At 57.6% G+C, this 26,668-nt stretch carries 24 protein-coding genes and 1 tRNA gene; 17 read left to right on the top strand and 8 right to left on the bottom strand.

Annotation, left to right across the window (positions count from 1 at the left end):
• Window positions 1–33: 33 nt before the first annotated feature.
• Complete coding sequence (locus ACYVM5_RS18020) at window positions 34–243, top strand: hypothetical protein (protein ID WP_460619484.1); 210 nt, start codon at window positions 34–36, stop codon at window positions 241–243.
• Between the two features lie 128 nt (window positions 244–371).
• Here ACYVM5_RS18020 and ACYVM5_RS18015 read toward each other — a convergent pair whose 3' ends face one another.
• Together ACYVM5_RS18015 and ACYVM5_RS18010 are read right to left on the bottom strand one after the other, a co-directional pair.
• Window positions 372–1,082, bottom strand: coding sequence for a YqjF family protein (locus ACYVM5_RS18015; RefSeq protein WP_460619483.1), 711 nt, complete (start codon window positions 1,080–1,082; stop codon window positions 372–374).
• A 175-nt stretch (window positions 1,083–1,257) separates the two neighbouring features.
• The gene (locus ACYVM5_RS18010) at window positions 1,258–2,250 is read right to left on the bottom strand and encodes a tryptophan 2,3-dioxygenase (RefSeq protein ID WP_460619482.1); all 993 of its coding nucleotides are present in this window, start codon (window positions 2,248–2,250) and stop codon (window positions 1,258–1,260) included.
• Between the two features lie 269 nt (window positions 2,251–2,519).
• On the opposite strand from ACYVM5_RS18010, the gene sdaAB reads away from it, so the two are divergent.
• The 7 genes from sdaAB to ACYVM5_RS17975 all read left to right on the top strand — a co-directional run bounded on the left by sdaAB (window position 2,520) and on the right by ACYVM5_RS17975 (window position 9,169).
• A complete protein-coding gene (gene sdaAB / locus ACYVM5_RS18005) occupies window positions 2,520–3,200 on the top strand; it encodes an L-serine ammonia-lyase, iron-sulfur-dependent subunit beta (protein WP_460619481.1) in 681 nt (226 codons plus the stop codon).
• Window positions 3,201–3,321: 121 nt separating this feature from the next.
• A complete protein-coding gene (locus tag ACYVM5_RS18000; protein WP_460619480.1) occupies window positions 3,322–4,821 on the top strand; it encodes a TolC family protein in 1,500 nt (499 codons plus the stop codon).
• An 89-nt stretch (window positions 4,822–4,910) separates the two neighbouring features.
• Window positions 4,911–6,317, top strand: coding sequence for an efflux RND transporter periplasmic adaptor subunit (locus ACYVM5_RS17995; RefSeq protein WP_460619479.1), 1,407 nt, complete (start codon window positions 4,911–4,913; stop codon window positions 6,315–6,317).
• Between the two features lie 97 nt (window positions 6,318–6,414).
• Window positions 6,415–7,404 carry an NAD(P)H-dependent glycerol-3-phosphate dehydrogenase gene (locus ACYVM5_RS17990; RefSeq protein WP_460619478.1) on the top strand — a complete coding sequence of 330 codons (990 nt, stop codon included), beginning with the start codon at window positions 6,415–6,417 and terminating at the stop codon, window positions 7,402–7,404.
• The gene (locus tag ACYVM5_RS17985; protein WP_460619477.1) at window positions 7,404–7,850 is read left to right on the top strand and encodes a hypothetical protein; all 447 of its coding nucleotides are present in this window, start codon (window positions 7,404–7,406) and stop codon (window positions 7,848–7,850) included. The genes ACYVM5_RS17990 and ACYVM5_RS17985 overlap by 1 nt, the downstream gene beginning before the upstream one ends.
• Window positions 7,851–7,860: 10 nt before the next feature.
• The gene (locus tag ACYVM5_RS17980; RefSeq protein ID WP_460619476.1) at window positions 7,861–8,733 is read left to right on the top strand and encodes a glycosyltransferase family 2 protein; all 873 of its coding nucleotides are present in this window, start codon (window positions 7,861–7,863) and stop codon (window positions 8,731–8,733) included.
• 4 nt (window positions 8,734–8,737) lie between these two features.
• Complete coding sequence (locus ACYVM5_RS17975; RefSeq protein ID WP_460619475.1) at window positions 8,738–9,169, top strand: EamA family transporter; 432 nt, start codon at window positions 8,738–8,740, stop codon at window positions 9,167–9,169.
• Window positions 9,170–9,197: 28 nt separating this feature from the next.
• On the opposite strand, the gene ACYVM5_RS17970 is transcribed toward ACYVM5_RS17975, so the two are convergent.
• The 4 genes from ACYVM5_RS17970 to pdxH all read right to left on the bottom strand — a co-directional run bounded on the left by ACYVM5_RS17970 (window position 9,198) and on the right by pdxH (window position 13,718).
• Complete coding sequence (locus ACYVM5_RS17970; RefSeq protein ID WP_460619474.1) at window positions 9,198–11,024, bottom strand: hypothetical protein; 1,827 nt, start codon at window positions 11,022–11,024, stop codon at window positions 9,198–9,200.
• Complete coding sequence (locus tag ACYVM5_RS17965) at window positions 11,021–11,611, bottom strand: Maf family protein (RefSeq protein WP_460619473.1); 591 nt, start codon at window positions 11,609–11,611, stop codon at window positions 11,021–11,023. The genes ACYVM5_RS17970 and ACYVM5_RS17965 overlap by 4 nt, the downstream gene beginning before the upstream one ends.
• Window positions 11,608–12,936 (bottom strand): DUF1015 domain-containing protein, encoded by a 1,329-nt coding sequence (locus ACYVM5_RS17960; protein WP_460619472.1) that lies wholly within the window; start codon window positions 12,934–12,936, stop codon window positions 11,608–11,610. The genes ACYVM5_RS17965 and ACYVM5_RS17960 overlap by 4 nt, the downstream gene beginning before the upstream one ends.
• A 131-nt stretch (window positions 12,937–13,067) precedes the next feature.
• The gene (gene pdxH, locus ACYVM5_RS17955; protein WP_460619471.1) at window positions 13,068–13,718 is read right to left on the bottom strand and encodes a pyridoxine/pyridoxamine 5'-phosphate oxidase; all 651 of its coding nucleotides are present in this window, start codon (window positions 13,716–13,718) and stop codon (window positions 13,068–13,070) included.
• Between the two features lie 252 nt (window positions 13,719–13,970).
• Here pdxH and ACYVM5_RS17950 point away from each other — a divergent pair, with 252 nt between their 5' ends.
• The 4 genes from ACYVM5_RS17950 to ACYVM5_RS17935 all read left to right on the top strand — a co-directional run bounded on the left by ACYVM5_RS17950 (window position 13,971) and on the right by ACYVM5_RS17935 (window position 17,599).
• Window positions 13,971–14,525 carry a YqgE/AlgH family protein gene (locus ACYVM5_RS17950; RefSeq protein ID WP_460619470.1) on the top strand — a complete coding sequence of 185 codons (555 nt, stop codon included), beginning with the start codon at window positions 13,971–13,973 and terminating at the stop codon, window positions 14,523–14,525.
• Between the two features lie 90 nt (window positions 14,526–14,615).
• Window positions 14,616–17,081 (top strand): DUF349 domain-containing protein, encoded by a 2,466-nt coding sequence (locus tag ACYVM5_RS17945; RefSeq protein ID WP_460619469.1) that lies wholly within the window; start codon window positions 14,616–14,618, stop codon window positions 17,079–17,081.
• 122 nt (window positions 17,082–17,203) lie between these two features.
• Window positions 17,204–17,276 (top strand) — tRNA-Thr (locus tag ACYVM5_RS17940).
• A gap of 125 nt (window positions 17,277–17,401) precedes the next feature.
• Window positions 17,402–17,599: a hypothetical protein gene (locus ACYVM5_RS17935; protein ID WP_460619468.1), complete on the top strand. Its 198-nt coding sequence runs from the start codon at window positions 17,402–17,404 to the stop codon at window positions 17,597–17,599.
• A gap of 92 nt (window positions 17,600–17,691) precedes the next feature.
• Here ACYVM5_RS17935 and ACYVM5_RS17930 read toward each other — a convergent pair whose 3' ends face one another.
• Window positions 17,692–18,516 (bottom strand): phosphatase PAP2 family protein, encoded by an 825-nt coding sequence (locus ACYVM5_RS17930; RefSeq protein WP_460619467.1) that lies wholly within the window; start codon window positions 18,514–18,516, stop codon window positions 17,692–17,694.
• Between the two features lie 336 nt (window positions 18,517–18,852).
• On the opposite strand from ACYVM5_RS17930, the gene ACYVM5_RS17925 reads away from it, so the two are divergent.
• From ACYVM5_RS17925 to ACYVM5_RS17905, 5 genes are all read left to right on the top strand, one after another.
• Window positions 18,853–19,500, top strand: coding sequence for an HD domain-containing protein (locus ACYVM5_RS17925; protein ID WP_460619466.1), 648 nt, complete (start codon window positions 18,853–18,855; stop codon window positions 19,498–19,500).
• A 67-nt stretch (window positions 19,501–19,567) separates the two neighbouring features.
• Window positions 19,568–19,798, top strand: coding sequence for a hypothetical protein (locus ACYVM5_RS17920; RefSeq protein WP_460619465.1), 231 nt, complete (start codon window positions 19,568–19,570; stop codon window positions 19,796–19,798).
• Window positions 19,799–20,022: 224 nt separating this feature from the next.
• Window positions 20,023–22,668 (top strand): DNA gyrase subunit A, encoded by a 2,646-nt coding sequence (gene gyrA / locus ACYVM5_RS17915; RefSeq protein WP_460619464.1) that lies wholly within the window; start codon window positions 20,023–20,025, stop codon window positions 22,666–22,668.
• Window positions 22,669–22,851: 183 nt separating this feature from the next.
• Window positions 22,852–24,009, top strand: coding sequence for a tetratricopeptide repeat protein (locus ACYVM5_RS17910; protein WP_460619463.1), 1,158 nt, complete (start codon window positions 22,852–22,854; stop codon window positions 24,007–24,009).
• An 851-nt stretch (window positions 24,010–24,860) separates the two neighbouring features.
• Window positions 24,861–25,898 carry a hypothetical protein gene (locus ACYVM5_RS17905; RefSeq protein WP_460619462.1) on the top strand — a complete coding sequence of 346 codons (1,038 nt, stop codon included), beginning with the start codon at window positions 24,861–24,863 and terminating at the stop codon, window positions 25,896–25,898.
• An 84-nt stretch (window positions 25,899–25,982) separates the two neighbouring features.
• On the opposite strand, the gene hisIE is transcribed toward ACYVM5_RS17905, so the two are convergent.
• The gene (gene hisIE / locus ACYVM5_RS17900; RefSeq protein WP_460619461.1) at window positions 25,983–26,657 is read right to left on the bottom strand and encodes a bifunctional phosphoribosyl-AMP cyclohydrolase/phosphoribosyl-ATP diphosphatase; all 675 of its coding nucleotides are present in this window, start codon (window positions 26,655–26,657) and stop codon (window positions 25,983–25,985) included.
• Window positions 26,658–26,668: the final 11 nt, after the last annotated feature.

Below are 26,668 nucleotides of genomic sequence, written 5' to 3'. Positions count from 1 at the left end.
CTTATTGATGCTGACCTTAAACTTCTCCCAGCCATGAAAACCATGTTGAAGTCCCCATACGTTTCTCCCATGCGGCTGTTGCTGGTCACCACGCTGATGTTTCTGGCGGGTATTGTGGCCTGGTGGAGCTGGACGCAAACCGGCCAGGGCGGATTCCGCTACGCCACAGTGGGGCTGGTTATCGTTGTTGCAGCGGCGGCCTTTTTTGGCCGGTGGAAAATGTACGGCACCAACCAACGGTAGCTGAAACGGTCCGTGCCGCAATGCCAACGGTACGGTGGCAAATTCCCTGGTGCATGACTGTCGCACGGTCCCCGCTGTTGGGATGCAGCGGTCGGGGAGACGCGTACCAAAAAAAGCACAATGCAGTATTAAAGTGCCGATAAACGGTGCCACTCGTGGGCTGTGTTCGTCATTAAGAGGGCGTTGTCGAAAACCACAGAATCGGGTGGGAACAGGGCGGTATCTTCAAAATAGCTGGAAATGACATTGCCGACAGACAGGGCCGAAACCTGCCATTGCCGCGTGCTGAGCTCAACTCCGCTAAAACCCGACCCGGAGGAATTGGGTGAGTAGCCAGCCGCGCCATTTTGATAAAATTCGGAAGCTTGTTCCAGGCTGGCAAAAATGCTGGATGCCGGCCAGTTCGTGGTTTCCTCAGCTTCTACCGCCAGGCAAGTACCGTCGGAACTGAGAAACGAGACAGCGTAACGGCCGCCTTGCTCCTTTACCTGGAATTTGCTATGATAGTGCTTGCCAATTAGTTGGTTTCCAACCAGGCAGTTGATGTGGGAAGAGGTGTCGCGGCGGGGAATGTAAACGCCCTGTTGCAACCCGGAGCCCGCTTCCCACTCAACGGCGATGCGGTGGGCCCCGTTTTCCGACGTTAGCCCGAACGCCACTGGCAAGCCGCGAAGCCGCTCTTGCTTCAAGCGAATCAGACAGATGCCCACCATCGCATTACCTGCCTGCAACTGTGGCCGAAAAGGAGCGGGTAACAGCCTGCTAACCACCGCCGGGTCGGCGCGAAAATTCAAGAGAATACGACGGTCGATAAGGCCGGTCAGGGGCAGCGCGTTCATAAAAAGGGGACTTATGCAGGCATGATACCACGCCAGACGATTAACCCGCCCAGATGCTTTAAACCCGAATTTTCAGGGTATTTCCACTGCTGCCTCCAATCTTTTGGCTAACCAAAACAGAAAGGCCCCATCAATTGAATGACGAGGCCTCTGTTGAGTTTACACTTGCAAAAGCTTACGCGCTGGCGGTTTCCTCCAGCACACTTTCGACCCAGCCTTTGCCCCAGTCTTCGAGTTCCTGGGCACTCCAGAGCTGGGGGTAGAAGATGCGGCGCTGGAACTTGGGGGGCAGGTAGCTACGCCAGTTGGTGCCGCCCGTAGCGGCCACGTCGGCGGGGTTGCGCTGCAGGTAGCGCACCGCCGATTTGAAGTGCATCAGCGGCCAGTTCACGTTCACGCTGATGTCGAGCTGGCGCAGGGCGCGCAGCAGGCGCGGGTGGTGGCGGTCTTCTTCGGGCAGGCGCTGCACCACGGCCCACACGTTGCGGTGGTGGAAAGCCTCGGCGTGGCGCACGAGGTCGGCGGTGTACTTACGCTCGAATTCGATGAGCGTGAGGGCTTTGGCACCGCTGGCTTCGATGGTGGCCCCGGCTTTCCAATAGATGCAGCCCAGCAGCTCGTCGTAATCATAGGCCGAGGCCTTGCCCAGGGCCTGGCGTTTGGCCTCGTCAGTCAGGTTTTCGAGGCTGGTGCTGGCAATTTCAATCATGCGGTACTGCACGCTCTGGAAGCCCGAAGCGGGCATGAGGGCCATGCGGAAATCAAGAAACTGCTGCTTGTCCATGCCATCAACCATGACATCGAACGAGTCGATGAGGTTGTCGAAATAGCGGTTGATGCGGCCGATGCGCAGCACAACTTCGCCCAAGGTGGGCTGTTTAAGGTCGCCGATTTGCTCATACTCACACAGGCAGAGCTTGAAATACAGCTCCGAAATCTGGTGGTACATGATGAAAATCCGCTCGTCGGGCAGGTTGGTGAGCGGGCGCTGGAGGGAGAGTAAAGTGTCTAACTCGATATAATCCCAGTAATTAACGTATTTGGCGTGGTACAGACCTTCGAGGTAGGCGGCGAGGTCCTGGCCGTCGGGGGCGTATTTCTCCTGAAGCCGGCGCAGCTGCGCCAGCACGGCGGGAGAAAACTCCTCCTGGGTGGGAGAGGGGGACATGAAAATGGAAGTGAGGTGGGATGGTGGGAAAGGGCTGGGTGGCCCGCAACAAATATCGTTAAAAAGCTGACTTCACAAAGCGGTATTTTGAGCGGCGTGCCGAACAATTCGCAACCAAAACGGTTGGGGCGCATCTTTGCCCCCGAATACCGGGCTAAAAGAATTTGCCGCAAAAACTTTTTGTGTGAAAAGTGCCAGCCCCATTCGCCGCTGATTCCGCTGCGCAACCGCTACTTTTAGCCTTCCAAACCGACCGAAGGCATCTGCCCATGGCTGAAAAATCCAGCATTTTTGATATGATTGGCCCCGTGATGATTGGCCCGAGCTCGTCGCACACGGCGGGCGTGGTGCGCATTGCACGGGCCGCCATCCGCTTTCTGGGGGCCGTGCCCACCGAGGCGGTGGTGACGTTCTACAACTCGTTTGCCCGCACCTACGAGGGCCACGGCTCGGACCGCGCCATTGTGGCCGGCCTGCTGGGCTACGCGCCCGACGACACCCGCATCCGCACCGCGTTCGACCACGCCGAGGCGGCCGGCCTGCGCTATACCTTTCAGAGCGTGGGCAATGCCTCTACCATGCACCCCAACACCATCAAGCTGAACCTGCTGGACGGGGCCACCGGCCGCCGCGTGGAAGTGGTGGGCCAGAGCCGGGGCGGCGGCGTGATTCGCATCGTGGAAGTGGACGGCTTTCCGGCCGATTTTTCGGGTGCGCTGCACACGCTGATTATTGATGCCGACGATGTGCCTGGCTCCATCGCCTTCATTGCGTCGGTTATCGCCCACGACCAGTGCAACATCGCCACCATGATGGTGAGCCGCAAGGGCCGCAACGACGCTGCCCGGCAGTTTATCGAAATGGACAGCCCAATCAAAGAAATAACCCTAACCTACCTGCGTCAATTGAGTTGGGTGCAGGGCATCACCTATATTCCGACGCTGGAATAAGGCCCGGGCATGTAATAAAATGCTCCGCCAGCCGATTACTCTACCTCTACAGAAGCACCAATTTTTCTGCGCAATGAAACGAAGGAATACGTCATTTCTCCATCTGCCGCGGCCCCGGCCCATGGGGCTGGTCGTCGTGGGTGCCCTGCTGGCTACTGGCAATGCCCAGGCTCAGACCCCGGTCGCGCCGCCGGCGTCCTTGGGCCAGCCCGCCGCAGCGGCTCCCAGCGGCCCCTGGACGCTGCAAGCCGCCGTCGACTACGCCGTGGCACACAACCTGACCGTGCGCCAAAGCGAGCTGACCGCCCAGCAGCAGGATGCCGTCACGCGCCTGAACCGCGCCGCGCTGCTGCCCACAGCCGCCCTCAACGGCACCCAGAGCTTCAGCTTCGGCACCAACAAAGACCCCTTCACGAACCAGTTTCAGGCCGTGAACGTGCGGGCCAACAACTTTTCGGCGCAGGGGCAGGTCACGCTGTTTTCGGGCTTCCAGCTGCGCAATACCATTAAACAGGGCGTGCTCGATGCGCAAGCCAGCCGGGCCGATGTGGAGAAGGCCCGCAACGACTTGTCGTTGAACGTGGCCTCTTCGTTTCTGCAATTGCTGCTGGCGCAGGAGCTCATCCGGGCTTCGGAAGCACGCATGAGCACCGTGCGCGAGCAGGTGAGCCGCAGCGAAAAACTGCTGAAAGCCGGGGCCGTAGCCGAGGGCAACGTGCTCGACAGCCGTGCCCAGCTGGCCGGCGAAGAGCGCACCCTCGTGACAGCCCAGAACCAGCTGGCCCTGGCTCAGCTGGCCCTGGTGCAGCAAATGAACCTCGACCCGGCCACCGCCCGCCGCTTCGAGGTGGTGGTGCCCACGCTGCCCGACCCCTCCACGCTCACCAACGCATCGGGCGAGCTCGACCCCAATGCCACCTACGAAATAGCCCGTCAGCGGCTGCCCGAAATCAAGGCGGCCGAGTTGCGTGTGCTCAGCTCGCAGCGCAACCTCGACATTGCCCGGGGCGGCTATTACCCGCGCCTGACCATGGCCGGGGGCGTATCGACCGGCTTTTCGTCGGTGCGAAACCAGTCGGTGCTGCGGACGGACAAGTTCAACCTGACCCCCGTGTACCAGGTGGACCCGACTGCGCCGCTCGGTTACTCGCCCACCACGTACATCATTCCGCAGCCGGCCTTCGATGTGCTGCCCTACAAATTCCTGGACCAGCTGTCGGACAACCGGGGCGAATTCCTGCAATTCACGCTTCAGGTACCCATTCTTAACGGCCTGCAAACGCGGGTGGGAGTGCAGCGGGCCCAAATCAACATTCAGCAAAGCGAGGTACGGGCCGAGCAGACGCGGCTGCAGTTGCGCCAGTCCATCGAGCAGAGCTTCGCTGATGCGCTGGCGGCCCAGCGCCGTTTCGTGGCCAGCTCCCGGCAGGTTGAGGCGCTGGCGCTGGCCTTCCGGAACGCCGAAATCCGCTTCAATAACGGCCTGCTGAACGGTACCGATTTCAACATCGCCCGCAACAACCTGACGGCCGCCGAATCGGACATGATTCAGGCCAAGTACGAATTCTTTTTTCGCCGCAAGGTGCTCGACTTTTACCAAGGCAAGCCGCTCGCTCTCTAATCATTTAACAAGCAACATTTATCATTTAATAGCTGCGCGATTTCTCGTGAATTGTTAAATGTTACTTGATAAATGTTAAGTGAAACCTTATGAAAAACAACCGTTTACTGTACATTCTGCTGGGTTTGGTGCTCGTGCTCATCGTGGGCTACACCGTGGCGAAAAAGAAGGGCTGGGTGGGTAAAGTGCCCGGTGTGGAAGTGCTGGTGGCCAAGGCCGGCCCCGCCAACATTGTGGAGAAAGTGAGCGCCTCGGGCAAAGTGCAGCCCGAAACCGAAGTGAAAATCTCGCCCGACGTGTCCGGCGAAATCACCGAACTCTACGTGCAGGAGGGCGATTCTGTGCGCAAGGGCCAGCTGCTGCTCCGCATTCGCCCCGATAACTACCAGGCCCAGGTGGCCATGCAGAGCGCCCAGGTGGGCACCCAGCGCGCCAACGTGGGCCAGGCCCAGGCCCGCCTCCAGCAGCTCATGGCCTCGGCCAAGCAGACGGAGCTGACCTTTCGCCGCAACGCCTCGCTGTATAAGCAGAAGGTGATTTCGCAGGCTGATTACGAAGCCAGCCAGGCTGCCTACAACGCCTCGCAAGAGGAAATCAACAGCGCCAAGCAGACCATTCGGGCCTCGCAAAGCACCGTGAACGCGGCTTCGGCTTCCTTGGAAGAAGCCCGCAAAAACCTCAACAAAACCACCATTTACGCCCCCGTGAGCGGCACCATCAGCAAGCTCAATGTGAAGAAGGGCGAGCGTGTGGTGGGCACTACCCAGATGGCCGGCACCGAAATCATGCGCATTGCCAACCTCAACAACATGGAGGTGCGCGTGAACGTGAACGAGAACGACGTGAACAACGTGAGCATCGGCGACTCGGTGGAAGTGGAAGTGGACGCTTACAGCAACAAGGACGAGAAGTTCCGCGGCCTCGTGACCAATATTGCCAACACGGCCAAGGACGCCCTCACGGCCGAAGCCGTGACCGAGTTTGAGGTGCGCATTCGGCTGCTGCCCGAGAGCTACCAGCACCTGCTGCGCAACGTGCGCGGCCACATCGTGGTGCCGTTTCGCCCGGGAATGACGGCCTCCGTTGACATCATCACCGACCGTAAGAGCGGCGTGCTGAGCGTGCCACTAGCTGCCGTGACCACCCGTTCCGACTCGGCCAAAACGGAAGACGCCAAAAACGGCCCCCGCATGGGCGGCCGGGGCAATGGTACTGCCACAGCCGTAGACCCCAGCGCCGCCTCGAAAAAGGCCGATATTCAGGAGGTCGTATTCGTGATTAAGGACGGCAAAGCGGTGATGACGCCCGTGAAAACCGGCATCAGCGACTTCCAGAATATTGAGATTCTGAGTGGCGTGCCGGCCGGGGCGCAGGTAGTAAGCGGGCCGTTCCGGGCCGTGGCCAAAACCCTGAAAGATGGCGCAGTGGTCGACATCAAGGACGAGAAAACGCTCAATAAAGAAGCGCTGAAAGAAGGCCCCGACGACGCCAAATAACCTCGTTCTATCGTACGTGCAAAACTCCTCTTCCGGCTTGGGAGAGGAGTTTTGCCGTTATTGCACCCAATTCTCTGCCTTATCCCACCCATCTCCTTTGGAAAAAATTGCCATGCTCGGCGGCGGCTCCTGGGCCACCGCACTCGTCAAAATCCTCAGTGAAAACGGCGCCCGCGTGGATTGGTGGCTGCGCTCGAAAGAGGACGTGCAGCACCTGCTGCGCACCCGCCACAACCCGCGCTACCTCTCGGCCGTGCAGTTCGACCTGAACCGCGTGTACCCGACCACCGACCTGGAAGACGCCATTGAGGAGGCCGATTGGCTGGTGCTGGCCGTGCCGGCCGCCTTTGTACAGCCCGTGCTCGACAAGTTGGACCGCGACGCGCTGAAGCACAAAAACGTGATTTCGGCCATCAAGGGCATGATTCCGAGCAAAAACCAGCTCGTGACCGACTACGTGGCCGAGCGGTTCCGGCTGCCGCGCACGCAGCTGGGCGTGATTGCCGGGCCGTGCCACGCCGAGGAAGTGGCGCTGGAAAAGCAGAGCTACCTCACCATCGGCTCGCCCGATGCGGGGCTGGCGCTGGCCTTCTGCGAGCTGCTGCGCAACCGCTTCGTGAGCGCACACCCGGCCACCGACCTCGACGGCATCGAGTACTGCGCGGTAATGAAAAACATCATTGCTCTAACTGGCGGCATCGCCCACGGCCTGGGCTACGGCGACAACTTCCTGGCCGTGCTGGTGAGCAACGCGGTGCAGGAAATCCGCCGCTTTTTGCAGGCCATCAACCCCCAGCCGCGCGACCTGTCGGCCTCGGCCTACCTCGGCGATTTGCTGGTGACGGCTTACTCGCAGTTCTCGCGCAACCGCACCTTCGGCAGCATGGTGGGGCGTGGCTACACTGTGAAATCGGCCCAGCTGGAAATGAACATGATTGCCGAAGGCTATTACGCCGTGAAATCCATCCACGAGCTGAATAAGAAGCTCAAAGTGAACATGCCAATAACGGAAGCAGCGTATAATATTCTGTACGAGCGAATTTCGCCGGCCGTGGAACTGGAGATTCTGAAGGAGAAGCTGCGGTAATGGAAAGCACTAGCTGGTTCACGTTGAGCAATCAACAAGATATTGACCTTCTAATGCAGGTTTTCGGCCGCTTCCATGACAGTTGTATCAAGCAGGTTTTGATTAGCACTCGGGAGTACGTAGCAAAGGATTTGTCTATGGGTTTTGATAATATCCCAACAGTCAAAATTCTCTTTCAACGCCAGTTTCGCAATACTTCAGTCATTGAAATTTCTTTCGAAGAAGTTGAGGAAATGAATTGGCGTCATGATAATTTATTATCAGATACAGGGCTGACTATTATTATGGAAGCGGTACTTCAGATTGAAAATGGATTAGTCTACTGGGCTGAAGATATTGATTGGCTTGAAGCTGGAGATGAACGGAATGACTTTCGTTGGATAGCAGCGCGAACCGTGAAGTGGCGAACTGTTGAAGATGCTTTGGGGCAGGATTACGTTAAATAAGAGTTAGTTTATGAAAGTAGTCGGTTTCACCTTCGTCCGCAACGCCATCAAGTACGACTATCCAGTCCTGGAAAGCATCAATTCTCTCTTGCCGCTCTGCGATGAATTGGTGGTTGCCGTAGGTAATTCAGACGATGACACGTTGGGCCTGATTCAGCGAATCAATTCCCCCAAAATCCGCATTATCGAAACCGTGTGGGATGACAGCCTGCGCGAGGGCGGCCGGGTGCTGGCGGTAGAAACCGATAAGGCCCTGGCCGCCGTGCCGGCCGATGCCGACTGGGCCATTTACCTGCAAGCCGACGAGGTGCTACATGAGGCCGACTACGCGGCCATCCGGGCCGGAATGGAGCGCTGGAAGGACGATAAATCGGTGCAGGGCCTGCTGCTGAACTACCGGCATTTTTATGGTTCCTACGACTACGTGGGCGATTCTTACCGCTGGTACCGGCGCGAAATTCGCATCGTGCGGCCCGGGATTGGGGTGGCTTCGTACCGCGACGCGCAGGGCTTCCGGCTGGCCGATAACAGCAAGCTGCGCGTGAAGCTGCTCGATGCCACCGTGCACCACTACGGCTGGGTGAAAACGCCCGCCGCCATGCAGCGCAAGCAGGAAACCTTCAATAAGCTGTGGCATTCCGATGAATGGGTGGCGCAAAACGTAGCCCCCGCCGAGGAGTTCGATTACAGCCAGGTCGATTCGCTGCAACGCTTCGCCGGCACGCACCCGCAGGTGATGCTGGGCCGCATCCGGCAGCAAAACTGGCGCTACGAGCATGACATGAGCCGCAACCAGCACCGCTTCAAGGATAAATTCAAGCGCTTCCTGGAGCAGCTGACGGGCTACCGGCTGGGCGAGTACCGCAACTACAAACTCATCTAGCCTTATGATGAACTGGCTGCCGCTGGCGCTGCTCACGGCCCTGTGCCTGGCACTCTACAACTTCTTCATCAAACTGGCTGCCGACCATGTGCCACCGGCCGTGGGCGCGGTGGTGCTGCAGTTGGTGGCCGCCGCCCTCGGGGCCGCGTGGCTGCTGAAACTGAAGCTGCAGAGCCAGCCGCTGGCTGTATCGGGCAAGGGGCTGGCCTGGGCGGTGCTGGCCGGATTGGGCGTGGGCCTGGCCGAAATTCTCACGTTTGTGGTATTTCAGCGCGGGGTGAATTCCTCCGTGGGCACGCCCGTGATTGTGGGCGGCTCGGTACTGCTCACGGCCGTGCTGGGGTTGGTGGTGCTGCGCGAAGCCCTGACGCTCCCTCAAGTGGGCGGCCTGCTGCTGATAGTAGCCGGCATTGCGCTATTGGCGCGGGGACATTGAGTGTCATTCCTACGGCGTCGGAATGACATTATTCCGCCAGGTGCCAATAGGAGGGAAGCGTACCTGCTGAACTGGCCGAATCGGCCACGGCCGGATTGAGCTGGTAAATGTCGACCTGCTCGTTATGAAAAACAGGCGGAAATTTAAATCCCGGTTGAAACCAGCCGTGCAGGTCAGGAAAAGCCAGCACGTAGGTGTAGCTGATGCCCGGCTGCGGGAAGTGGTCGATGGGCCAGCGCTGGCTGGGGCGCTCCGAATGCAGGTACATCCGCACGAACAGGCTGTGGGTTGATTCGGGCATGAGCGTGGGCGCTTTGGGGTGCTGGTCGAGCCACTGGAAGGCTTGGTACAGGGCTTCATTGCGGCGGCGTGGGCGCTGGTTGTCCCGCCACAGGCTATTGATTTCGTAGCTGAACCAGAGCACTGCCACCAGGCCCAGGGCCGGGCGCAGCCAGCGCTGCCAGGCTTTCGGCGTTGCTTGCAGAAGCCAGTCAATGACCAAAGCCAGCAGCAGAAAGAAGAAAAAGGCTTTATACAGCACCGCGCGCCCGGGGGCAAATACCCGTTGCGCCGCCATCATGGCGTAGGGCAGGAACATAAACCACATTGCCGCCGGTACCAGTTGCTGCCAGGGCAGTTGATTGGCGGCCGACCACTGCGGTACTCGCCGCCAGAGCAGCATTGCTGACGCCAATACGGTCGCCACCAACAAGCCGCCGACTTTGGCCTGGCCGGCCAGAAAGCCTTCCGTTTCCCACAGATAGGCCGGCAGGCCGCGCCAGAATTGCCCGAATGGTTTCGGGGCCACGAAGCCATTGCCGAAGAAAATGGCCGGCCCTGATACGAACAACAACGGCGCGTAGAGCAGCATGCTTCCAACGACTACAGTTGCGCCTAACATTATAAGCCGTGTGATGGCCGGCCAGTTGCGTTGGCGCAGATAACTCAGTCCAAGCCACGAAAAGGCCGACCCCAGCACCAACGCAAACGTGGGCACCGTGTACATTCCCAGCACGCCCCCTACCACCAGGCCGGCCCAGGCGGCGCGAGGCTGGCGAGTGCCGTTTGCCAGCGCGAGGGAACCGAAAAAGGCCACCACCGCCAGTAGCGTCAGCAGCCAGTAGCCCCGGCCCACGGCCACGTGGTATAGGCTAAGCTGCGCCAGACTGAAAAGCAGCGTGCTCAACCACGCCACCCGAAAGCTGGCCCGCGTCCACAACAACCCCACAAATAGCAGCACCGTGGCCACCGTGGCCGCCAGCACCACCGGCAGCCGCATCGTAAACCAAAACCCGGAATTCAGATGGTAAAATACCCAGCTGATGGTGTTGGACAGCACATGGTTATTCGGGACCGGATAGTAAGCTGACACGGCCAGCAGGCTCTTGCTGGCAAACATTTCATACGACGGTACATCGTCGTAGCCCGGCGTTACGGCTGGCAGGCTGACGAGAAAACGAAATGCCGTGAGGACCAGCAGGAGCAGGGCCGCCCCGCGTCGTTGCGCAATGGGCAAGGCCGCGAAAGCGCGACGCAACCCCACGACCACGGACCGCACTTCACGCAGTAATTGACGGCCCTCAATGCGGCCACTGAGCGAGCTAATCAAGGTGCCGGCAAGCAAGCCGAACAATACCGCCACGCCCGCCAGTAGTTGCCGGGCGCGGGAATATTCATCGGCCGAAAATAGCCGGATACGCCATTTATAAAACGGAAAAATGGCGTCGAGCTGCCGCGCCTCGGCCCAGGTGGAGCTGTGCATGACCAGTGCCGCGTAGCCGGCGCACAAAGCCAGCACGCTTACCGACAGAATGCTGAAAAACTTCGCTCCCGGCAGCTTCGTCACCAGGCTCATCGCGGTAGCGCGTTGCCGGGCAGTGCGCCCAGTGCCTCCAGCTCAGCCCAGACGCGGTGCGTGGGCAGGCCCATCACATTAAAGTAGGAGCCTTCGAGCCGGGTGATGGCGGCCATGCCCAGCCAGTCCTGCGCGCCGTAGGAGCCGGCCTTGTCGTAGGGCTGGCAGGTGTCGATGTAGTAGCCGATTTCAGCCGGGCTCAGCGGGCGGAAATGGACGGTGGTCTGGTCCGAGAATACGACCTGGCGGCCGTCGCCGGCCAGCAGGCACACGCCCGTGAACACGTCGTGGGCGCGGCCTTGCAGCCGAGTGAGCATGGCGGTGGCTTCGGCGCGGTCGGCGGGCTTGTTGAGCACGTCGTTTTCGAGGCAGACGATGGTGTCGGCCGTGATGACCAGCTCGTCGGGGGCCAGGTCGGGGGCGTAGGCGGCGGCTTTGTGGGCGGCGAGGTATTCGGCCACTTCGGCCCGGCGCAGGTGGGCGGGAAAGTCCTCATCGACTTCGCGCAGCCGGATTTGGTAGGGCAGGCCCATATCCGTCAGCAGTTGGCGGCGGCGGGGCGAGTTGGAAGCTAGAATAAGGTTCACGCGGGGTTGGTCTGGAAATACTCGGTGAAGGCGTTGCCGGCTTCCTCATCGGCAATGCTGCTGAAAAGAAAACCGCCGATGGTTTTGGGATAGAAAAAAGTTGATTTTGGGGGCATCACGGCTCCGGAATGGCACACCGCCTCCACTTCGGTCATGGTCACCTCGTTCACGATGAAGGCCGCCCGGGCCTCGCCCCGGTCCACGCGTTGCAGGCATTCGGTGAAATTGCGCACGTAGGCCACGCCCGGCCAGGCGCGTTGCGCATCCGGCCCTACAATGCCGAAGACCTTTTCCAACACGAAAAAGTGGAGCACCGTTAAGTCCAGCGCTTTTACTTCATCGGTTGTGTCCCAGTGCAATTGCGCGTGCACCTCCGGCCGCAGCCGGATTTTGAATGCCTGTCCATCCATGTATAGCCCGAAAGCCCATTGCTTGCCGGCAATGATTTCGGGCAGGTCGCTGGCATCGTCGGCGGGCAAAACCGTGAAATACGGGAGCAATTGTTCCAGCAGCTCCCCGACGCTTGGGTTGCCGGGCAGGTCCAGCAGCAGGCGGTGGGTGGGCAGGATGCGTAGGTCGTCGGCCGCCGCGTTGGTGAGGTACATGAGGTGGTAGTTCCAGGGCTCGCGGCCGGTGGCGTGGCCGTCGGCGGCCAGCTCGCGGGCCTGGCGGTAAGCCAGCGAGCCTTCGTAGCGGTGGTGGCCGTCGGCCAGAATTACTTCCCGCCGCGCCAGCACTTCCTGAAACCGGCGGATAATGGCCGCATCCTGAATCACGGCCAGTACATCGCGCGCGCCCTGGTAGTCCTCTTCGGTTTCTACCAGCGGCGAGCGCATGGCCTCGTCCAGATAGGTTTCCAGCTCGAAATCCTCGTCGCGGTACAGCCCGTGCGTGGCACTGGTCTGGAACTGGGTTCGGGCCAGCAGCTCGGCCCGGTCATTCACCGAGGCGGGCAGCGTGTTCTCGTGCCGTAGCACCACGTTCTCGTCCCAATCATATGCCCGAATGTGGCACATGAAGCCCTTCCGGCAGTATTTGCGGGTGCTGCCAGGCAGTTGGAAGTATTGGTAATACGCGTAGATGCCGGGGAGTTCGTCCTGCCGCAGCACGCCGCTGGCTTCCCACTCGCGCAGCCGCACCAGCGCCTCCTCGGCCGGGTCATCGCCCCGGGGCACCGATAGATGAATGGAATTGAGCGGATTGCGGTACAGCGCCTCGCGTTGCTTTGCCGACACCACATCGAACAGCGGCGACACATAGGCATCGATATTGGCGTTCAGTGTCGAATTGTAGCGCCAGCCGCGCAGGGGTTGAATTTCAGCCAAGGGTATTCATTTAACAATTAACATTTATCATTTAACACGCTAACAATCAATATTTCCATTTTTCGCTCGATGCTTGTTGCGTGCAGCGTCGATTGTTCAATGATAAATGTTAATTGTTAAATGAAAATGACTCACGGGGCCAGGCGGCTGCGCTTCCAGGTGGCGCCTTCCAGTTCGTACACGATGCGGTCGTGCAAGCGGCTGGGGCGGCCCTGCCACAGCTCCAGCCGGGTGGGCCGCAGAATGTAGCCGCCCCAGTTGTCGGGGCGCGGCAGCGGGTTTTGCTCCCCAAACTCTTCGGCTACGGCTTCTTCGCGGGCTTCCAGCTCTTCGCGGCTGCCGATGACCTGGCTTTGCGGCGAGGCCCAGGCCCCCACCTGGCTGCTGCGCGGCCGGCTCTGGAAATACTCAGTCGACAGCGCTTCCGGAGCCTTTTCCACGCGGCCTTCCACGCGCACCTGCCGCTCCAGGCCGGGCCAGAAGAAGTTGAGGGCCGCCAGCGGCTGCGCGGCCAGCTCGTGGCCCTTGCGCGAGTCATAATTGGTGTAGAACAAAAATCCGGCATCATCCGGCAGCCCTTTCAGCAGCACTACGCGCGACGACGGCTGCCCGGCGGCCGACACCGTGCTCACGGTCATGGCCGTGGGCTCGTCGACCTGGGCGGCCAGCGCCTCCTCCAGCCACGCGCGGAACTGCGGCACGGCCTCGGGCAGCACGTCGGCTTCGGAAAGGGTGCGCTGGGCGTAGGTTTTGCGTAGGTCGGCAAGGTGCGGGTCAATCATGAGCTAGGGTGAGCGGAGGCAGGAGCAGGAAACAAATTACAAGCATCAGGCAACCGCCGGGGTGGTGGTTTCGCGTAGTAGTGGGAGGAACATTTTTCCGCGAAAGGCAGTCTTACTTATGCCGCCAGTGCGGTTGCCGAGGCCTTGCAGGCGCAAGATACGAACCCGCGCAAGGCAGGGCGGCCCGTGTGAGTGCACCCGCTACCGGCTGCCGCGTCTCCTTTATTCCCCATTCTTCAAATTCTTCTGATAATGCGGCCCGGTACCCTGCTCATCTCCAAGCCATTTCTCGGCGACCCCAACTTCGAGCGCAGCGTGATTCTGCTCTGCCGCGACGAACCCACCGACGGCTCCTTCGGCCTTGTGCTGAACCGTGCCACCAGCCTCGTGCTCGACGATGTGCTCGACCTGCCGCCCGAAGCTACAGCCGCCGCCATGGTGCCCATCTACGTGGGCGGCCCCGTCGAACCCAACACCTTGCACTACCTGCACCGCCGGGCCGACCTGCCCGGGGCCACCGCCCTGGGCCAGGACGTGTACTGGGGCGGCGATTTTGAAATCCTGCTCGGGCTGCTGGGCAGCGGAGCCGTAGCGGCCGATGACGTGAGGCTATTTGCCGGGTATTCGGGGTGGTCGGCGGGCCAGTTGGCGGGCGAAATGCAGGGGCAGAGTTGGATACGGCACCCCGCAAGCGCCGGGAAAGTGTTTACTTTGGCATCTGATGCGTTCTGGCGGGAAATTCTGCGGGAAAAAGGCGGCAAGTTTAAAGTGCTGGCCAATTATCCCGTCGACCCCCGCCTGAACTGATGCAGGTTTTGTTCGAACATTTGTTTTATTCCCACTTTTTTTTGCTCTCTCCTCTGGCCCCAATTCCCGGGCTGGCTTTTACGAAGATTTATGGCTGCTGAAGAAAACCCCACTGCCCCGCTCGCCGGTGGCTCCGACCCGGCCGCCGAGGACCGGATGACCATTTTGCAACGCCGTCTGGCCGAGATTCAAAGCAAATCGGCTCCGGCTGATTCGGCTGCTGCCGCGCCCTCGGCTACGCCCACGCCCAACGCGGCTGGCGAAACGCAAGTAGAGCTGCCTGCCCAGGGCACGCCCGATTTGGCCGCCGGCCAGCCCGATGGTGCCGGCACCGCCGAAGCACCCGCCGCGGCCGTAATTGCCACCGACTTGGGTTCTGCCGCGCCCGCACCCGGCACCCCCGAAGCTGCCGCCGCCGCCGAAACCGCCCAGCACGTTCCCGATTCGGTAACGGTGGATGGCAGCGACATTTCGGCCCCGCAGGCCCGTGCCGTGGCGCACTACGGCGAAGAAATGGCCACCACGCCTAATCCCGATGCTCTGCCCGCCGCCGAGCACATCGACAGCGCCACCCCCGCGCCCATTGCCGACCCCGAAACGCTGAGTGGCCCGAACACGGCCGCCACCATCGAAAACCAGACCCCCGAGTTGCCCACCGTAGAACTGCACGACGCTCCGGAGCTGGAAACGGCGCAGGAGCCGCTGGCTACGCTGCCTACTTCCTCGGAAACCCCGCTGGACGCGGCCCCGGCCGACGTTGCCGCAATTGATGCCGGCGAAGAACCCACCGGAGTAGAAAGCGAAGGTGCTGCCGAAACGGCAGTTCCTGATTTCACGGCACTCGACCTGCCCGCACAGGCCAACTACCTGGTTAGCCTGTTGCGCAGCCCCAACGCTGGCAAAAACCGCAAGCAGATTTCGGACCTCACCCGCCAGTACGAAACCAACGTGGGCCTGGCCCGCACCGCCGCCCGCGAGAAGTTTGCGGCCGGTGGCGAGGGGGCCGAGGCTTTTGCCTTCCAGCAGCCCGAGGGCCAGCAGGAGCTCAACAAAGCCCTGCAGGAATTCCGCGAAAGCCGCGCCAAGGATGCCAAAGCCGAGGATGCCAGCCGTGGCGACAACCTCGTCAAGAAAAAAGCCCTGCTCGACCAACTCCGCGCATTGGTTGATGCCGCCGAAACCAAGGACAGCTCGGGCAAGCTGAAAGCCCTGCAAGCCGAGTGGAAAGCCACCGGCGCGGTGCCCCAGGCCGACAGCCAGGGCATCTGGGATACCTACCACGGTTTGCTCGATATCTACTACAGCAAGCAAGGCCAGTTCCTGCAGATGAAGGACCTGGACCGTCGCCGCAACCTGGAGGCCAAAGAAGCCCTCATCAAGCGCGCTGAAGCCCTCGGCTCGGCCCCCGGCATCAACAAGGCCCTCGACGAGCTCACCAAGCTTCACGAGGACTGGAAGAACATCGGCCCCGTGCCCAACGACCAGCGCGAGCCGCTGTGGCAGCGTTTCATTGCTGCTTCCGACGTGCTGCACCAGCGTCGGAAGGAGTTCGTGGACCAGCGCTCTACCGTGGAGAAAGCCAACCTCGTGGTGAAGCAGGCCCTGCTGGAGCGCGTGCTGCCCTTCGCCACCTTCGACACGGACCGCGTGAACCTGTGGCGCTCGAAAACCGACGAACTCCAGGAAATCAAAACCGAGTGGGAAGCCGCTGGCCTCGTGCCCCGCGCCCAGGCCGATGCGCTGAATAAGCAATACTGGGCCGCTTACAAGGCTTTCTTCAACCGGAAAAATGATTTCTTCAAGTCGCTTGACAACGAGAAATCGGCTAACGTGAAAGCCAAGCAGGCCCTCATCGACCAGGCCGAAGAAGCTGCCAATAACCCCGATGGCGACGCCGCCCGGCAGGTTATCATCCGGGTGCAGAAGGAGTGGAAAGACGTGGGCCGTGTGCCCGATAAGCTCGCCGATAAGCTCTGGCACCGCTTCCGCGCCGCCTGCGATGCCGTATTTGAGCGCCCCAAGCAGGAAGCCCGCTTCCGCGAGGAGAAAGTACAGCAGTCTTCGGCTGAGCAAACCGCGCACCTCGACAAAATTGCGGAGCAGGTGAACGCCCTCACCGCCGATGCCCCGGGCTCGCTCGAAGGTTTCCGTGAAATCCTGGCCGGTTGGGCCACCGAGTTCGATGCCAACGATGAGCAGCCCAACCGTGGCACCGCCGACCGTAGCGAAGAGCAACTGCTGTCGCTGCTTGGCAAGTACCTCGACCATGTGCCCGGCCTGAGCTACGCCGACCGCGCCGACCTGTTGTTCCAGACCGAAGTGGCGCGCCTCAAAGCCCGTCCGCAGGCCCAGCAGCAGCTCACGCGCAAGGAAATGGCGCTGCGCAAGGAAATCAACGAGCTGGAAAACGACGCGGCCACGCTGCAAACCAACCTCGATTTCTTCGCCCGCTCCAAAAATGCTACCCAGCTCCGCGAGGAGTACCAGGGCCGCATCGCCGAAGGGCAGAAGCGCATTGAGGCGCTTAAAAAGCAGTTGCGAATGATTCGCAGCTAATTAGCGCTTTCAAATCCAGCAAAGAAGGCCGACATTAACTATGTCGGCCTTCTTTTTTTTGATAAATGTGGCCCAGCCGCTGGGAAAGCGGCGGCGGCTGTTTACTTTTGCACCACCAACCCGCCGCCTTAGCTCAGTTGGTAGAGCTTCTGACTTGTAATCAGAGGGTCGTTGGTTCGAGTCCGACAGGCGGCTCTATATAGCAAAAGCCCGTTGTAATCCTTGGATTGCAACGGGCTTTTTGTTAGAATATCCCTGATTGTTTCCATTGTTGCTTACACCAATTCAGCCGCGAGGCGCTGTGTTTTCGTAGACAACTTATGGAACCAAATGAAATCCCCCTTAATCCGGAAGAGCAAGGAACTGCTGACGACCACCTGCTCGAAGACTTGGTTGCCGCTACCAGTCTATTTAACCCCGCCCAGCTGTGGCAACGGGAAGTTGAATTGGAAGCTTTCGATGAGCAGGAAAATCTCGGTACCGCGAGCCCGGATAGTACTGAACCACCGGTTATCTGATAACCAAGAATACCGCCCTAGGCGCACTTATAGCAAAGCGGCCTGCCGAAATTGAAGAATTCCGGCAGGCCGCTTTGCCATCGCACCCCAAACTACTTAGGCCGCCAGGTCAGGCACAAGCCCGGGCCACCCGCTGGGGTCCACATGGGCATGAAACTGGTGTCGCCGATGCCGCGGCCGGTGGGCTTGTGGCCCCAGCGGTTGCGGTGGGTGAGGTAAGCCACGTGTGCTGAGAGAATCCCGAAACCCGCCCCGGCCACCACGTCCGATTCCCAGTGTTTGTTGTTTATCATGCGAAAAGCAGCCACGCTCGTGGCCAGCGTGTAGGCCCCGATACCGTACCACTGGCTTTTGTCCCGAAACTCGGTGTGCACAATGCTGGCCGCCAGAAACGCCTGCGCCGTGTGCCCCGAGGGAAACGAGAGTTTATTGGACCCGTCGGGGCGCTCCACACCAGCTAGCGTTTTCACCACGTACACGGAGGAAAGCATAATCAACTCACTTTTTACGATGACCAGCCCGAGGTTCAACCGGTCATTGCTCGATTCTACCCCGGCCAGTAGCACGACAGGAATTTCCAGATAGGGTGCCCATTGCAGGTAGTCGTCGATGTGGTTGCGGTAGTCCCCGAATACATGGCGGATGTCATTTTTGGCGTCATAGGAGCTGTAAAAGCCGTGGCCATTGATGGTGCTTACCCCGTAGCCAATCAGCACCGCCGGAATAATGCTGGCCCGAAACCCTTTGCTTTTGAAGAACGGTTTTTTGACCGGCGAAGACACCCCGCCGGGATTCTGGTACTTGTGGGTGGTATCGGCCGGCGCGGGCGTGGTCAGGGGCACCTGCGCGGCTGCCAGTTGCGGCGACGCTGCCAGCGGCAGGAGCAGGGCCAACGAAAGAAAGTATCGGGAAATCATAGAAATGAGGCTTTGAGAAGGCGAAGAAAAGGCCGTATGGTGTAAGTGGTGTGAAAAGCTTCCGCACCATATCCAGTAAAACCGACGTTGCGTCCGTTCCAGTGGTATTAATGCAACTGCTGGACTTGTCCTTGGGTTACCTGCGTAAATGAACCTGTTCATTCTGATTTGTTTCGGTGTTCGGCAAAGAATAAATCGACCCTGGTGTATCGGTGGTATGCCTTTTTAATATCTGGCCAGAGCCTCCGCGCCCGGAAATAGCCCGTACTTTTGCCCGGTTCCTGAGCGGCCGTTGCACCAAACGACGGCTGTTTTTCCATCTCTTTTCTAGCTATTTTGGACGTAATTGCCACTACCGCCCGCTTTATCGAAGACAAGTTCGCCAATGAAGGCAGTGGGCACGACTGGGCGCACATTCGCCGTGTCTGGCTCATGGCCCGCCGACTGGCCGCCGCGCATCCCCAAGCCGATTCAACGGTAACCGAGTTGGCCGCCCTGCTCCACGACATTGCCGACTGGAAATTTCACGGCGGTGATTACGAGGCCGGCCCCCGTGCAGCCCGCGCCTGGCTGCTCAGCCAGCAGGTGCCCGAAGCCACCATTGCCCGCGTCGAAACCGTCATCCGCGAGGTTTCCTTCAAGGGTTTGGGCGTGGTCACGCCGGTGTCGTCCATCGAAGCGGCGCTGGTGCAGGATGCCGACCGGCTGGATGCCATTGGGGCCATTGGCATTGCGCGGGCGTTTGCCTACGGCGGCCACGCCGGCCGGCCGCTGCACGACCCCGCCATTGCACCTGTGGCGCACGACAGCTTCGCCAGCTACCAGAAAAATGCGGCCCCCACGCTCAATCACTTCTACGAAAAGCTCTTTCACCTCAAAGACCGGCTGAACACCGACAGTGCCCGCGCCGTAGCCGCCGAACGCCACGCTTTCATGGAAGCCTACGTGGCCCGCTTCCTGGCCGAGTGGGACGGAGAGGACTAAAACGTGCAATTCGGCGTTTGGCTCGGTATTGACCCAAGCCACTTGCCCTTTGCGTTACCTTTGCCCCATGAAGCTGTTCTTTCGTTCGTTTTTCTGCCTGTTGCTGATGGCCGTGGCCAGTTGCCGCACCTGTCCCATCGAATCCTGCCATACGCGCAAGGTGCACATGCACAGCGGCGTGAAGTATCGGGGCCAGCCCCTTTGGAAGAAGCAGAACCCCGCCATTGGCGAGAAAATCAAGGTCTACAATTCCAAACCAGCCAAGCACGACAACGACCGTAGCAAGTCCATTCGGTAAGCCGATTTCGGGAGCAGGAGAGAAGGTTCTGGTTTAGTGGTTTTGCTGGTTGTGTAGCGAGGTTACAACCATTTTATATACATTCGATTTATGCTCTAAAAAGGCCGCAGCGCTTGCCGTTGCGGCCTTTTTATTGTATCTTCGCACGCATATAAAGAACCATTCACCCTGCGGCTGAAAACCACCTTATTTGGGTTTTTTCAAGCCGCCTATCAACCCCCTCAATGGCGGAAGGCGAAAAAATCATTCCGATTAACATCGAAGACGAGATGCGGGGCGCCTACATCGATTACTCGATGTCGGTTATCATCTCCCGGGCCCTGCCCGATGTGCGCGACGGCCTGAAGCCCGTGCACCGCCGCGTGCTCTACGGCATGAGCGAGCTGGGCGTGGGCTACAACAAATCCTACAAAAAATCTGCCCGTATCGTGGGCGAGGTGCTGGGTAAATACCACCCGCACGGCGACTCCTCGGTGTACGACACCATGGTGCGCATGGCCCAGGACTGGAGCCTGCGCTACCCGCTGGTAGACGGCCAGGGTAACTTCGGCTCCGTCGATGGTGACTCGCCGGCTGCCATGCGTTACACCGAGGCCCGCCTCAAGCGCATCGCCGACGAAATGCTGGGTGACCTGGACAAGGACACAGTTGACTTTCAGCCTAACTTCGACGACTCGCTCGAAGAGCCCAGCGTACTGCCCGCCAAATTCCCTAACCTGCTGGTGAACGGCACGTCGGGCATTGCCGTGGGTATGGCTACCAACATGGCCCCGCACAACATGACGGAGGTCGTGAGCGGCATCATTGCCTATCTCGACAACCCCGACATCACGGTGGCCGAGCTCATGCAGCACGTAACCGCGCCCGATTTCCCCACCGGTGGCATTATTTACGGCTACGAGGGCGTGAAGCAGGCTTTCGAAACCGGCCGTGGCCGCGTGGTTATGCGTGCCAAAGCCACGTTCGAAACTACTAAAACCGGCAAAGAGCAAATCGTTGTCACCGAAATTCCCTACATGGTGAACAAGGCGTCGATGATTGAAAAGACCGCCGCGCTCATCAACGACAAGAAGATTGAGGGCATTTCGGACATGCGCGATGAGTCGGACCGCGACGGCATGCGCATCGTCTACGACCTCAAGCGTGACGCCATGCCCAGCGTGGTGCTCAACAACCTTTACAAGTACACCCAGCTGCAAAGCTCCTTCGGCGTCAACAACGTGTGCCTGGTCAAGGGACGCCCGATGACGCTGAACCTGCAGCAGCTCATCCAGTATTTCGTCGAGCACCGCGCCGAGGTTATCGTGCGCCGCACGCGCTACGAACTGGCCGAAGCCCAGAAACGCGCCCACATCCTCGAAGGCTTGCTCATCGCCCTCGACCATTTGGACGAGGTAATTGCCCTCATCCGCGGCTCGCGTGACCCCGAGGTCGCTCGTGGCCAGCTCATCTCGCGTTTCGCGCTGAGCGAAGTGCAGGCCCGCGCCATTCTGGACATGCGTTTGCAGCGCCTCACCGGCTTGGAGCGCGACAAAATTGTGGCCGAGTACAACGAGCTGATGAAGCTCATCGACTACCTGAAATCGGTGCTCGAATCGGAAGTGCTTCAACGCGGCATCATCAAAACCGAACTTGAAGACATCCGGGAGCGGTATGGCGATGCCCGTCGCACGGAAATCAACTACATCGGGGGGGATTTCTCGACCGAAGACATGATTGCCGACGAGGCGATGGTCATCACCATTTCCCGCGAAGGCTACATCAAACGTACTAACCTCGACGAGTATCGGGCCCAGGGCCGCGGTGGTGCGGGTTCACGTGGAGCCATTTCCAAGAAGGATGACTTTACGGAGCACCTGTTCGTGGCCACTACCCACGAGTACCTGTTGTTCTTCACCGAGCTCGGCCGCGTATTCTGGCTTAAAGTTTACGAGGTGCCGGAAGGAGGGAAGGCCACCAAGGGCCTGCCCCTGCAGAACCTTATCGAGATTCCGCGCGAAGACAAAGTGCGCTCCGTGCTCAACGTGCGCGGCCTGAAAGACCCGGACTACCTGGAAAACACCTTCCTGATGTTCTGCACCGAGCAGGGCACCGTGAAGAAAACCCCGCTCGAAGCGTATTCCCGCCCGCGCACGGCCGGCATCAATGCCATCACCATCAACGAAGGCGACCGCATTCTCGACGTGCAACTGCTTGCTCCGAATGCCGAGGTCATCCTGGCTTCGCGTACGGGCCGCGCCGTTCGTTTCAACGAGAGCGAGGCCCGCTCGATGGGCCGTGCCGCCGCCGGTGTGCGGGGCATTCGCCTCGAAGATGTGCCCGGTAACCGCGTGGTGGGCATGGTCTGCGTATCCGACCCCACGCAAGAGCTGCTGGTGGTGAGCGAAAATGGCTTTGGCAAACGCAGCCAGCTCGAAGAATACCGCGTGACGAAGCGCGGGGGCAAAGGCGTCCGGGCTATGAAGATTACTGAAAAAACCGGTAATCTAGTGGCCATCAAAGATGTTAATGATTCCGATGACCTGATGATTATCAACAAGTCCGGTATTACCATCCGCCTGCGCATGAGTGATTTGCGTACCATTGGCCGCGCTACGCAAGGCGTGCGATTGATAAAAATCAGCGGCAACGATGAAATTTCTTCGGTAGCCAAAGTGGCCGCTGAAGAGAAAGAAGAAGAAACTGAAGCAGCGCTGCTCGCTACCACTGAAGAAGGTGGGGCGCTGAGTGCCGTCGGCATGAATGGTGCTGATAACGATGTTGTTGCCGACGATGCTGATGAGACTGACGAAACCGACGACGAGTTGGAAGAAGACAGCGACGATGAGGATGATTCCGATGATGAATCGGAATCCGATGACTTGGCATAATTGCTGAATAGGAGCGGGGCGGTCCATTTGGGTCGCCCCGTTTATTTTTGACGAACCCAAGGGCGGAAGTCCTCGTTTCCGGATACGGGTTTTGCCTTCAAACTCACTTATTTCATTTTCCCCGCCGGTTTCAAACTGGTTGATTTCCAGCCAGCGCTTGAATTCCGGCACATTCCCGAACTCATGAAGAAGACATTTTTGACGATTGCCGTCGCCGTTTCCCTGGCCGGTGCGTTGCCCTCGGTGGTTAGCGCCCAAACTTCAGCCGTCACCAACGCCATTCTGAACCAGCGCTCTGGCTTGTTGGACAAAGCCCGCACGGACATTGACAAAGCCATTGTAAATGAGAAAACCATGGGCAAAGCCAAAACCTGGTACACCCGTGGGGAAATTTACCAAGGCATGCTGGAAAGCCCCATCTACGCCAAGCAGCTGCAACCGGGTGAAGGGGTTCAGAAGGCTTACGAGTCGTATAACAAGACCATTGAGCTCGATACCAAAGATGGGGAGTTCGGTAAGCAGGCAGTTGCTAGAATGGACGGGCTTTACGGTCGTGCGTTCAATGACGCCGTGAATAGCTACAATGCCAAGGAGTATGACAAAGCCATCGAGAGCTACAAGCTAGCCTCCAAGATTAAGCCCCAGGATACCACGGCGGTGCTTTATTCGGCTTATGCCTCGGAAGCCAAGCAGGATTATGCCGGTGCTAAAGCTAGTTATAACCAGCTTTTGGGCATGAATTACAAGTCGGTGACTTTGTATTCGCGCCTGCTCCAAATGGCCAAGCAGCAGAATGACAACGCGGAAGCTGCCAAAGTACTTCAGCAGGCCCTGGTCGCTTATCCTACCAATAAGGCTTTTATGCTGGAGGATTTGAACATGTCGCTTGCCAGTGGTAAGGGCGAAGATGCACTTGCTAAAATCAATAAGTCCATCATTGCTGACCCCGGTAACTCGAATCTCTACGCGGTACGTGGTTCGATGTACGACCAGCAGAAAAAGACTGATTTGGCATTAGCGGACTACAAGAAAGCCGTAGAACTTGACCCTAACAACTTCGACGCCCAGTTTAACCTTGGTGTTTATAATTACAACAAGGCTGCTGATGCGTACACTAAGGCCAGTAAAATGGACTTGAAAACGTATCAAGCCTCGGGCAAAAAGTTTGAAGCAGAAGGTAAAAAGTATTTTGAAGCCTCGGTTCCCTATTTCGAGAAAGCGCTTCAGTTGCAACCTGATGACCGCAACACGCTGACTTCGCTGCAGAAAGTTTACTTCCGTCTCGGTCGTACTGCTGATTCTGAAAGACTCAATGCAAAGCTGCAGAGTCTGAAGAAGTAGGGGAGCAAGATTATAGATTGAGTAAAAGGCCCGCCAATTGGTGGGCCTTTTTTATTGAGAGAAAGGTTGAAGCAAGAGTTTCGGATTGTTTACTTAACATAATATAAATTATAAGACACATTAATCATATAATAACTGAGTGCTGTGTAGCGGCGAATTGGTGTGAGCAATATGTATTATGGGCACAATTGACAAGTATATTAAATGCCTGACACCACATTTATAAGCCGATTTGTTTGGGGTGAATATGCAGCTCTAAAATGATGTGTCCCTTGCGCTGGCCGGCATACAATGAATATGTTCCACTTATAAACTCCCTATAATGACTAGACCGTTCCATCGGTATTCGAGATGCCTTGGTAATGCCAGTTTACTTTTCTGGCTATCCCTATTGGAGTATATCGGCCCTGTAAGTTGGGTTTATAGCGCAATAATGCATTCGGTAGCCATGGTGTCGCAGGAATGTTTGTGACAAGATATAAAAAAGCACAAAATCGGAAAATTTTATATACTTTTTATTGCTTTAATAACTAGCCCTGCCCTTTTGGACAGTATAATAGTATATAAGTCTAATCTCATTTGATTCTCCATTTTTGCAATCATATTTAATGCGTAATAATTTGAAGTAATAAAGTTTCTCAGAATCTTGGAGTCATAAGTTTCTTAAGATTCTCAAAAAAGCTGCTAAAACATCAATTGCGAATCACACGTAAGTACACTAGTATATACCTTTGAGTATGCAACAAATTAACAAGTACAACATCAAAGTCTATAAAAGTACATAAATATTTTATATTTTTTACTTTTTTAAACTTTTTAATTTCTCTGGAAAACCTCCCTGCTTTTAACCAATGCCGAAACTTATAGACTACCCACGCACAAGCTACACCGGAGCCTGGGAACTTGCTGAGATAACAGATGACACGGGCGGCAAATGCACAATAGAAACTGCCGCAAGAAAACTTAATAGAAAAGTCAGTGGGTCCTTTAAAGCCATTATTGGTTCTGCAGTTAAGTTTGGACTCATAACAAGCAAGCGTGAGCTATTAACGACAACCACACTATTCAAGAGAATTAAGCACGCCTACGACAAACAAGAGGAGTTAGCTTTCCACCGAGAGGCATTTCTGACTCCACCCCTCTTTACCCAAATTTGCCGCAAATTCCGGTCACGAGAACTGCCCGTTCAGATGCTGGATGTAATGCTGATAAGGGAATTCGGAGTAGAGGAAATCAACGCACAAGGCGTAGCAAAAGCATTCGTGGATGGTTGCAGAATGGTCGGCCTGATGGATGAACACAATACCATAGCTGACATAGATGCATTTGCCTCAAAACAACCTCCTAGGCAACAGTTGGCTAGTCCAGCACCTAGAGTAAGCATATTTCAGCCAGAAGATGAGCCATCACAAGCTTCAAAACCTGCAAGATTATCAAACGAGATACTTGAAGGAGACAAAGGAGAAGAAAATACATCCCACGAAGAGGCATTTCCTGACTATCAGGCCAACCTTGCCTCGCCGGCAGTAAACAATGTAATTCAACCCAAAGCTGCAGCTAGTGCTACGCAAAACAGGGATTCTGATGCAATTGCCAGCTTGTTTGGATTCACACCAAATCCAATAATGTCTTCTGACGAACCCAAAAGTGAAACTCCCGGAAGAGTTAACCAGCCTATTATTGCGCTACAAAATGTAGACAACGACCTAGGGATAAGTAATCAACCCAAACCTTTGGTAACTGCACCTCAATCGTTGAGTACAAAAGCCTCCTACCAAATTCAAATTCAAGGCCCTGGAGTTAACACAGAACTTTCAATCATTGAAGAGGAAGACATAATATTAGCCATTGCCGTACTCGAGAAAATTCGCCGGCAAATAAAAGGGTGACTTACAACCCCACGATACTTGCCGACCACTACAAAGCCAGAAGGTGGTATTTGTAGTGGTCAGTAGGTATCGTGAGGCAAAATATCAAAGCTCAGAAAGATGCCGTGTATTAGGCAAACGGTGACGCTCTTGAAGAACATCAATAACCTGCGCCATGGTAACCCCAGAAGCTTCTACGAGAACAAGCAGGTGATATAACAAATCGGCAACTTCGCCGGGCAAGGTGTCACGACTGCCCGAAACAGCATCTATCACCGTTTCCACAGCCTCCTCGCCTACTTTCTGAGCAATTTTGGCAATCCCCTTGTTGAAAAGGGATACGGTGTAAGAAGTCGGAGCGCGTTCTGGGAAGCGGTGCCGTTCGGCAATCAGACGCTCAAGGCTGGCTAAGAAGCCTATGGGAGCGGCTGGTGCAACCAGTTCATCGGCTTGAACGAAACAACTTACGGTGCCTCGATGACAGGTTGGACCGGCCGGCAACACCCGAATAAGAACGGTATCAGCGTCGCAATCAATGTGGGTACTCACGACGGTTAAGAAATTGCCGCTTGACTCACCCTTGGTCCAAAGCCGGTTCTTCGACCTTGAAAAGAAAGTAACTCTTCCTTCCTGCAACGTTTTAGCCCATGCTTCCGCGTTAACATAACCGAGCATCAGAACCTGGCCGGTATCAGCATCCTGAATAATTGCCGGGGCCAGACCGGTAGACTCATCAAACCGAAGGGCACCGGAGGGCATCGAAATGGAAACAGAAGACATATTAGTTATGT

The organism is Hymenobacter ruber, from assembly GCF_054783255.1.
This window is presented reverse-complemented; position numbering and strand designations above follow the sequence as displayed.

Excerpts from the sequence above, each read along its gene's own strand:
- ACYVM5_RS18020 (WP_460619484.1), top strand. The coding sequence starts at position 34 with ATGAAAACCATGTTGAAGTCCCCATACGTTTCTCCCATGCGGCTGTTG.
- ACYVM5_RS18015 (WP_460619483.1), bottom strand. The coding sequence starts at position 1,082 with ATGAACGCGCTGCCCCTGACCGGCCTTATCGACCGTCGTATTCTCTTG.
- ACYVM5_RS18010 (WP_460619482.1), bottom strand. The coding sequence starts at position 2,250 with ATGTCCCCCTCTCCCACCCAGGAGGAGTTTTCTCCCGCCGTGCTGGCG.
- sdaAB (WP_460619481.1), top strand. The coding sequence starts at position 2,520 with ATGGCTGAAAAATCCAGCATTTTTGATATGATTGGCCCCGTGATGATT.
- ACYVM5_RS18000 (WP_460619480.1), top strand. The coding sequence starts at position 3,322 with ATGGGGCTGGTCGTCGTGGGTGCCCTGCTGGCTACTGGCAATGCCCAG.
- ACYVM5_RS17995 (WP_460619479.1), top strand. The coding sequence starts at position 4,911 with ATGAAAAACAACCGTTTACTGTACATTCTGCTGGGTTTGGTGCTCGTG.
- ACYVM5_RS17985 (WP_460619477.1), top strand. The coding sequence starts at position 7,404 with ATGGAAAGCACTAGCTGGTTCACGTTGAGCAATCAACAAGATATTGAC.
- ACYVM5_RS17980 (WP_460619476.1), top strand. The coding sequence starts at position 7,861 with ATGAAAGTAGTCGGTTTCACCTTCGTCCGCAACGCCATCAAGTACGAC.
- ACYVM5_RS17975 (WP_460619475.1), top strand. The coding sequence starts at position 8,738 with ATGATGAACTGGCTGCCGCTGGCGCTGCTCACGGCCCTGTGCCTGGCA.
- ACYVM5_RS17970 (WP_460619474.1), bottom strand. The coding sequence starts at position 11,024 with ATGAGCCTGGTGACGAAGCTGCCGGGAGCGAAGTTTTTCAGCATTCTG.
- pdxH (WP_460619471.1), bottom strand. The coding sequence starts at position 13,718 with ATGATTGACCCGCACCTTGCCGACCTACGCAAAACCTACGCCCAGCGC.
- ACYVM5_RS17950 (WP_460619470.1), top strand. The coding sequence starts at position 13,971 with ATGCGGCCCGGTACCCTGCTCATCTCCAAGCCATTTCTCGGCGACCCC.
- ACYVM5_RS17945 (WP_460619469.1), top strand. The coding sequence starts at position 14,616 with ATGGCTGCTGAAGAAAACCCCACTGCCCCGCTCGCCGGTGGCTCCGAC.
- ACYVM5_RS17935 (WP_460619468.1), top strand. The coding sequence starts at position 17,402 with ATGGAACCAAATGAAATCCCCCTTAATCCGGAAGAGCAAGGAACTGCT.
- ACYVM5_RS17930 (WP_460619467.1), bottom strand. The coding sequence starts at position 18,516 with ATGATTTCCCGATACTTTCTTTCGTTGGCCCTGCTCCTGCCGCTGGCA.
- ACYVM5_RS17920 (WP_460619465.1), top strand. The coding sequence starts at position 19,568 with ATGAAGCTGTTCTTTCGTTCGTTTTTCTGCCTGTTGCTGATGGCCGTG.
- gyrA (WP_460619464.1), top strand. The coding sequence starts at position 20,023 with ATGGCGGAAGGCGAAAAAATCATTCCGATTAACATCGAAGACGAGATG.
- ACYVM5_RS17910 (WP_460619463.1), top strand. The coding sequence starts at position 22,852 with ATGAAGAAGACATTTTTGACGATTGCCGTCGCCGTTTCCCTGGCCGGT.
- ACYVM5_RS17905 (WP_460619462.1), top strand. The coding sequence starts at position 24,861 with ATGCCGAAACTTATAGACTACCCACGCACAAGCTACACCGGAGCCTGG.
- hisIE (WP_460619461.1), bottom strand. The coding sequence starts at position 26,657 with ATGTCTTCTGTTTCCATTTCGATGCCCTCCGGTGCCCTTCGGTTTGAT.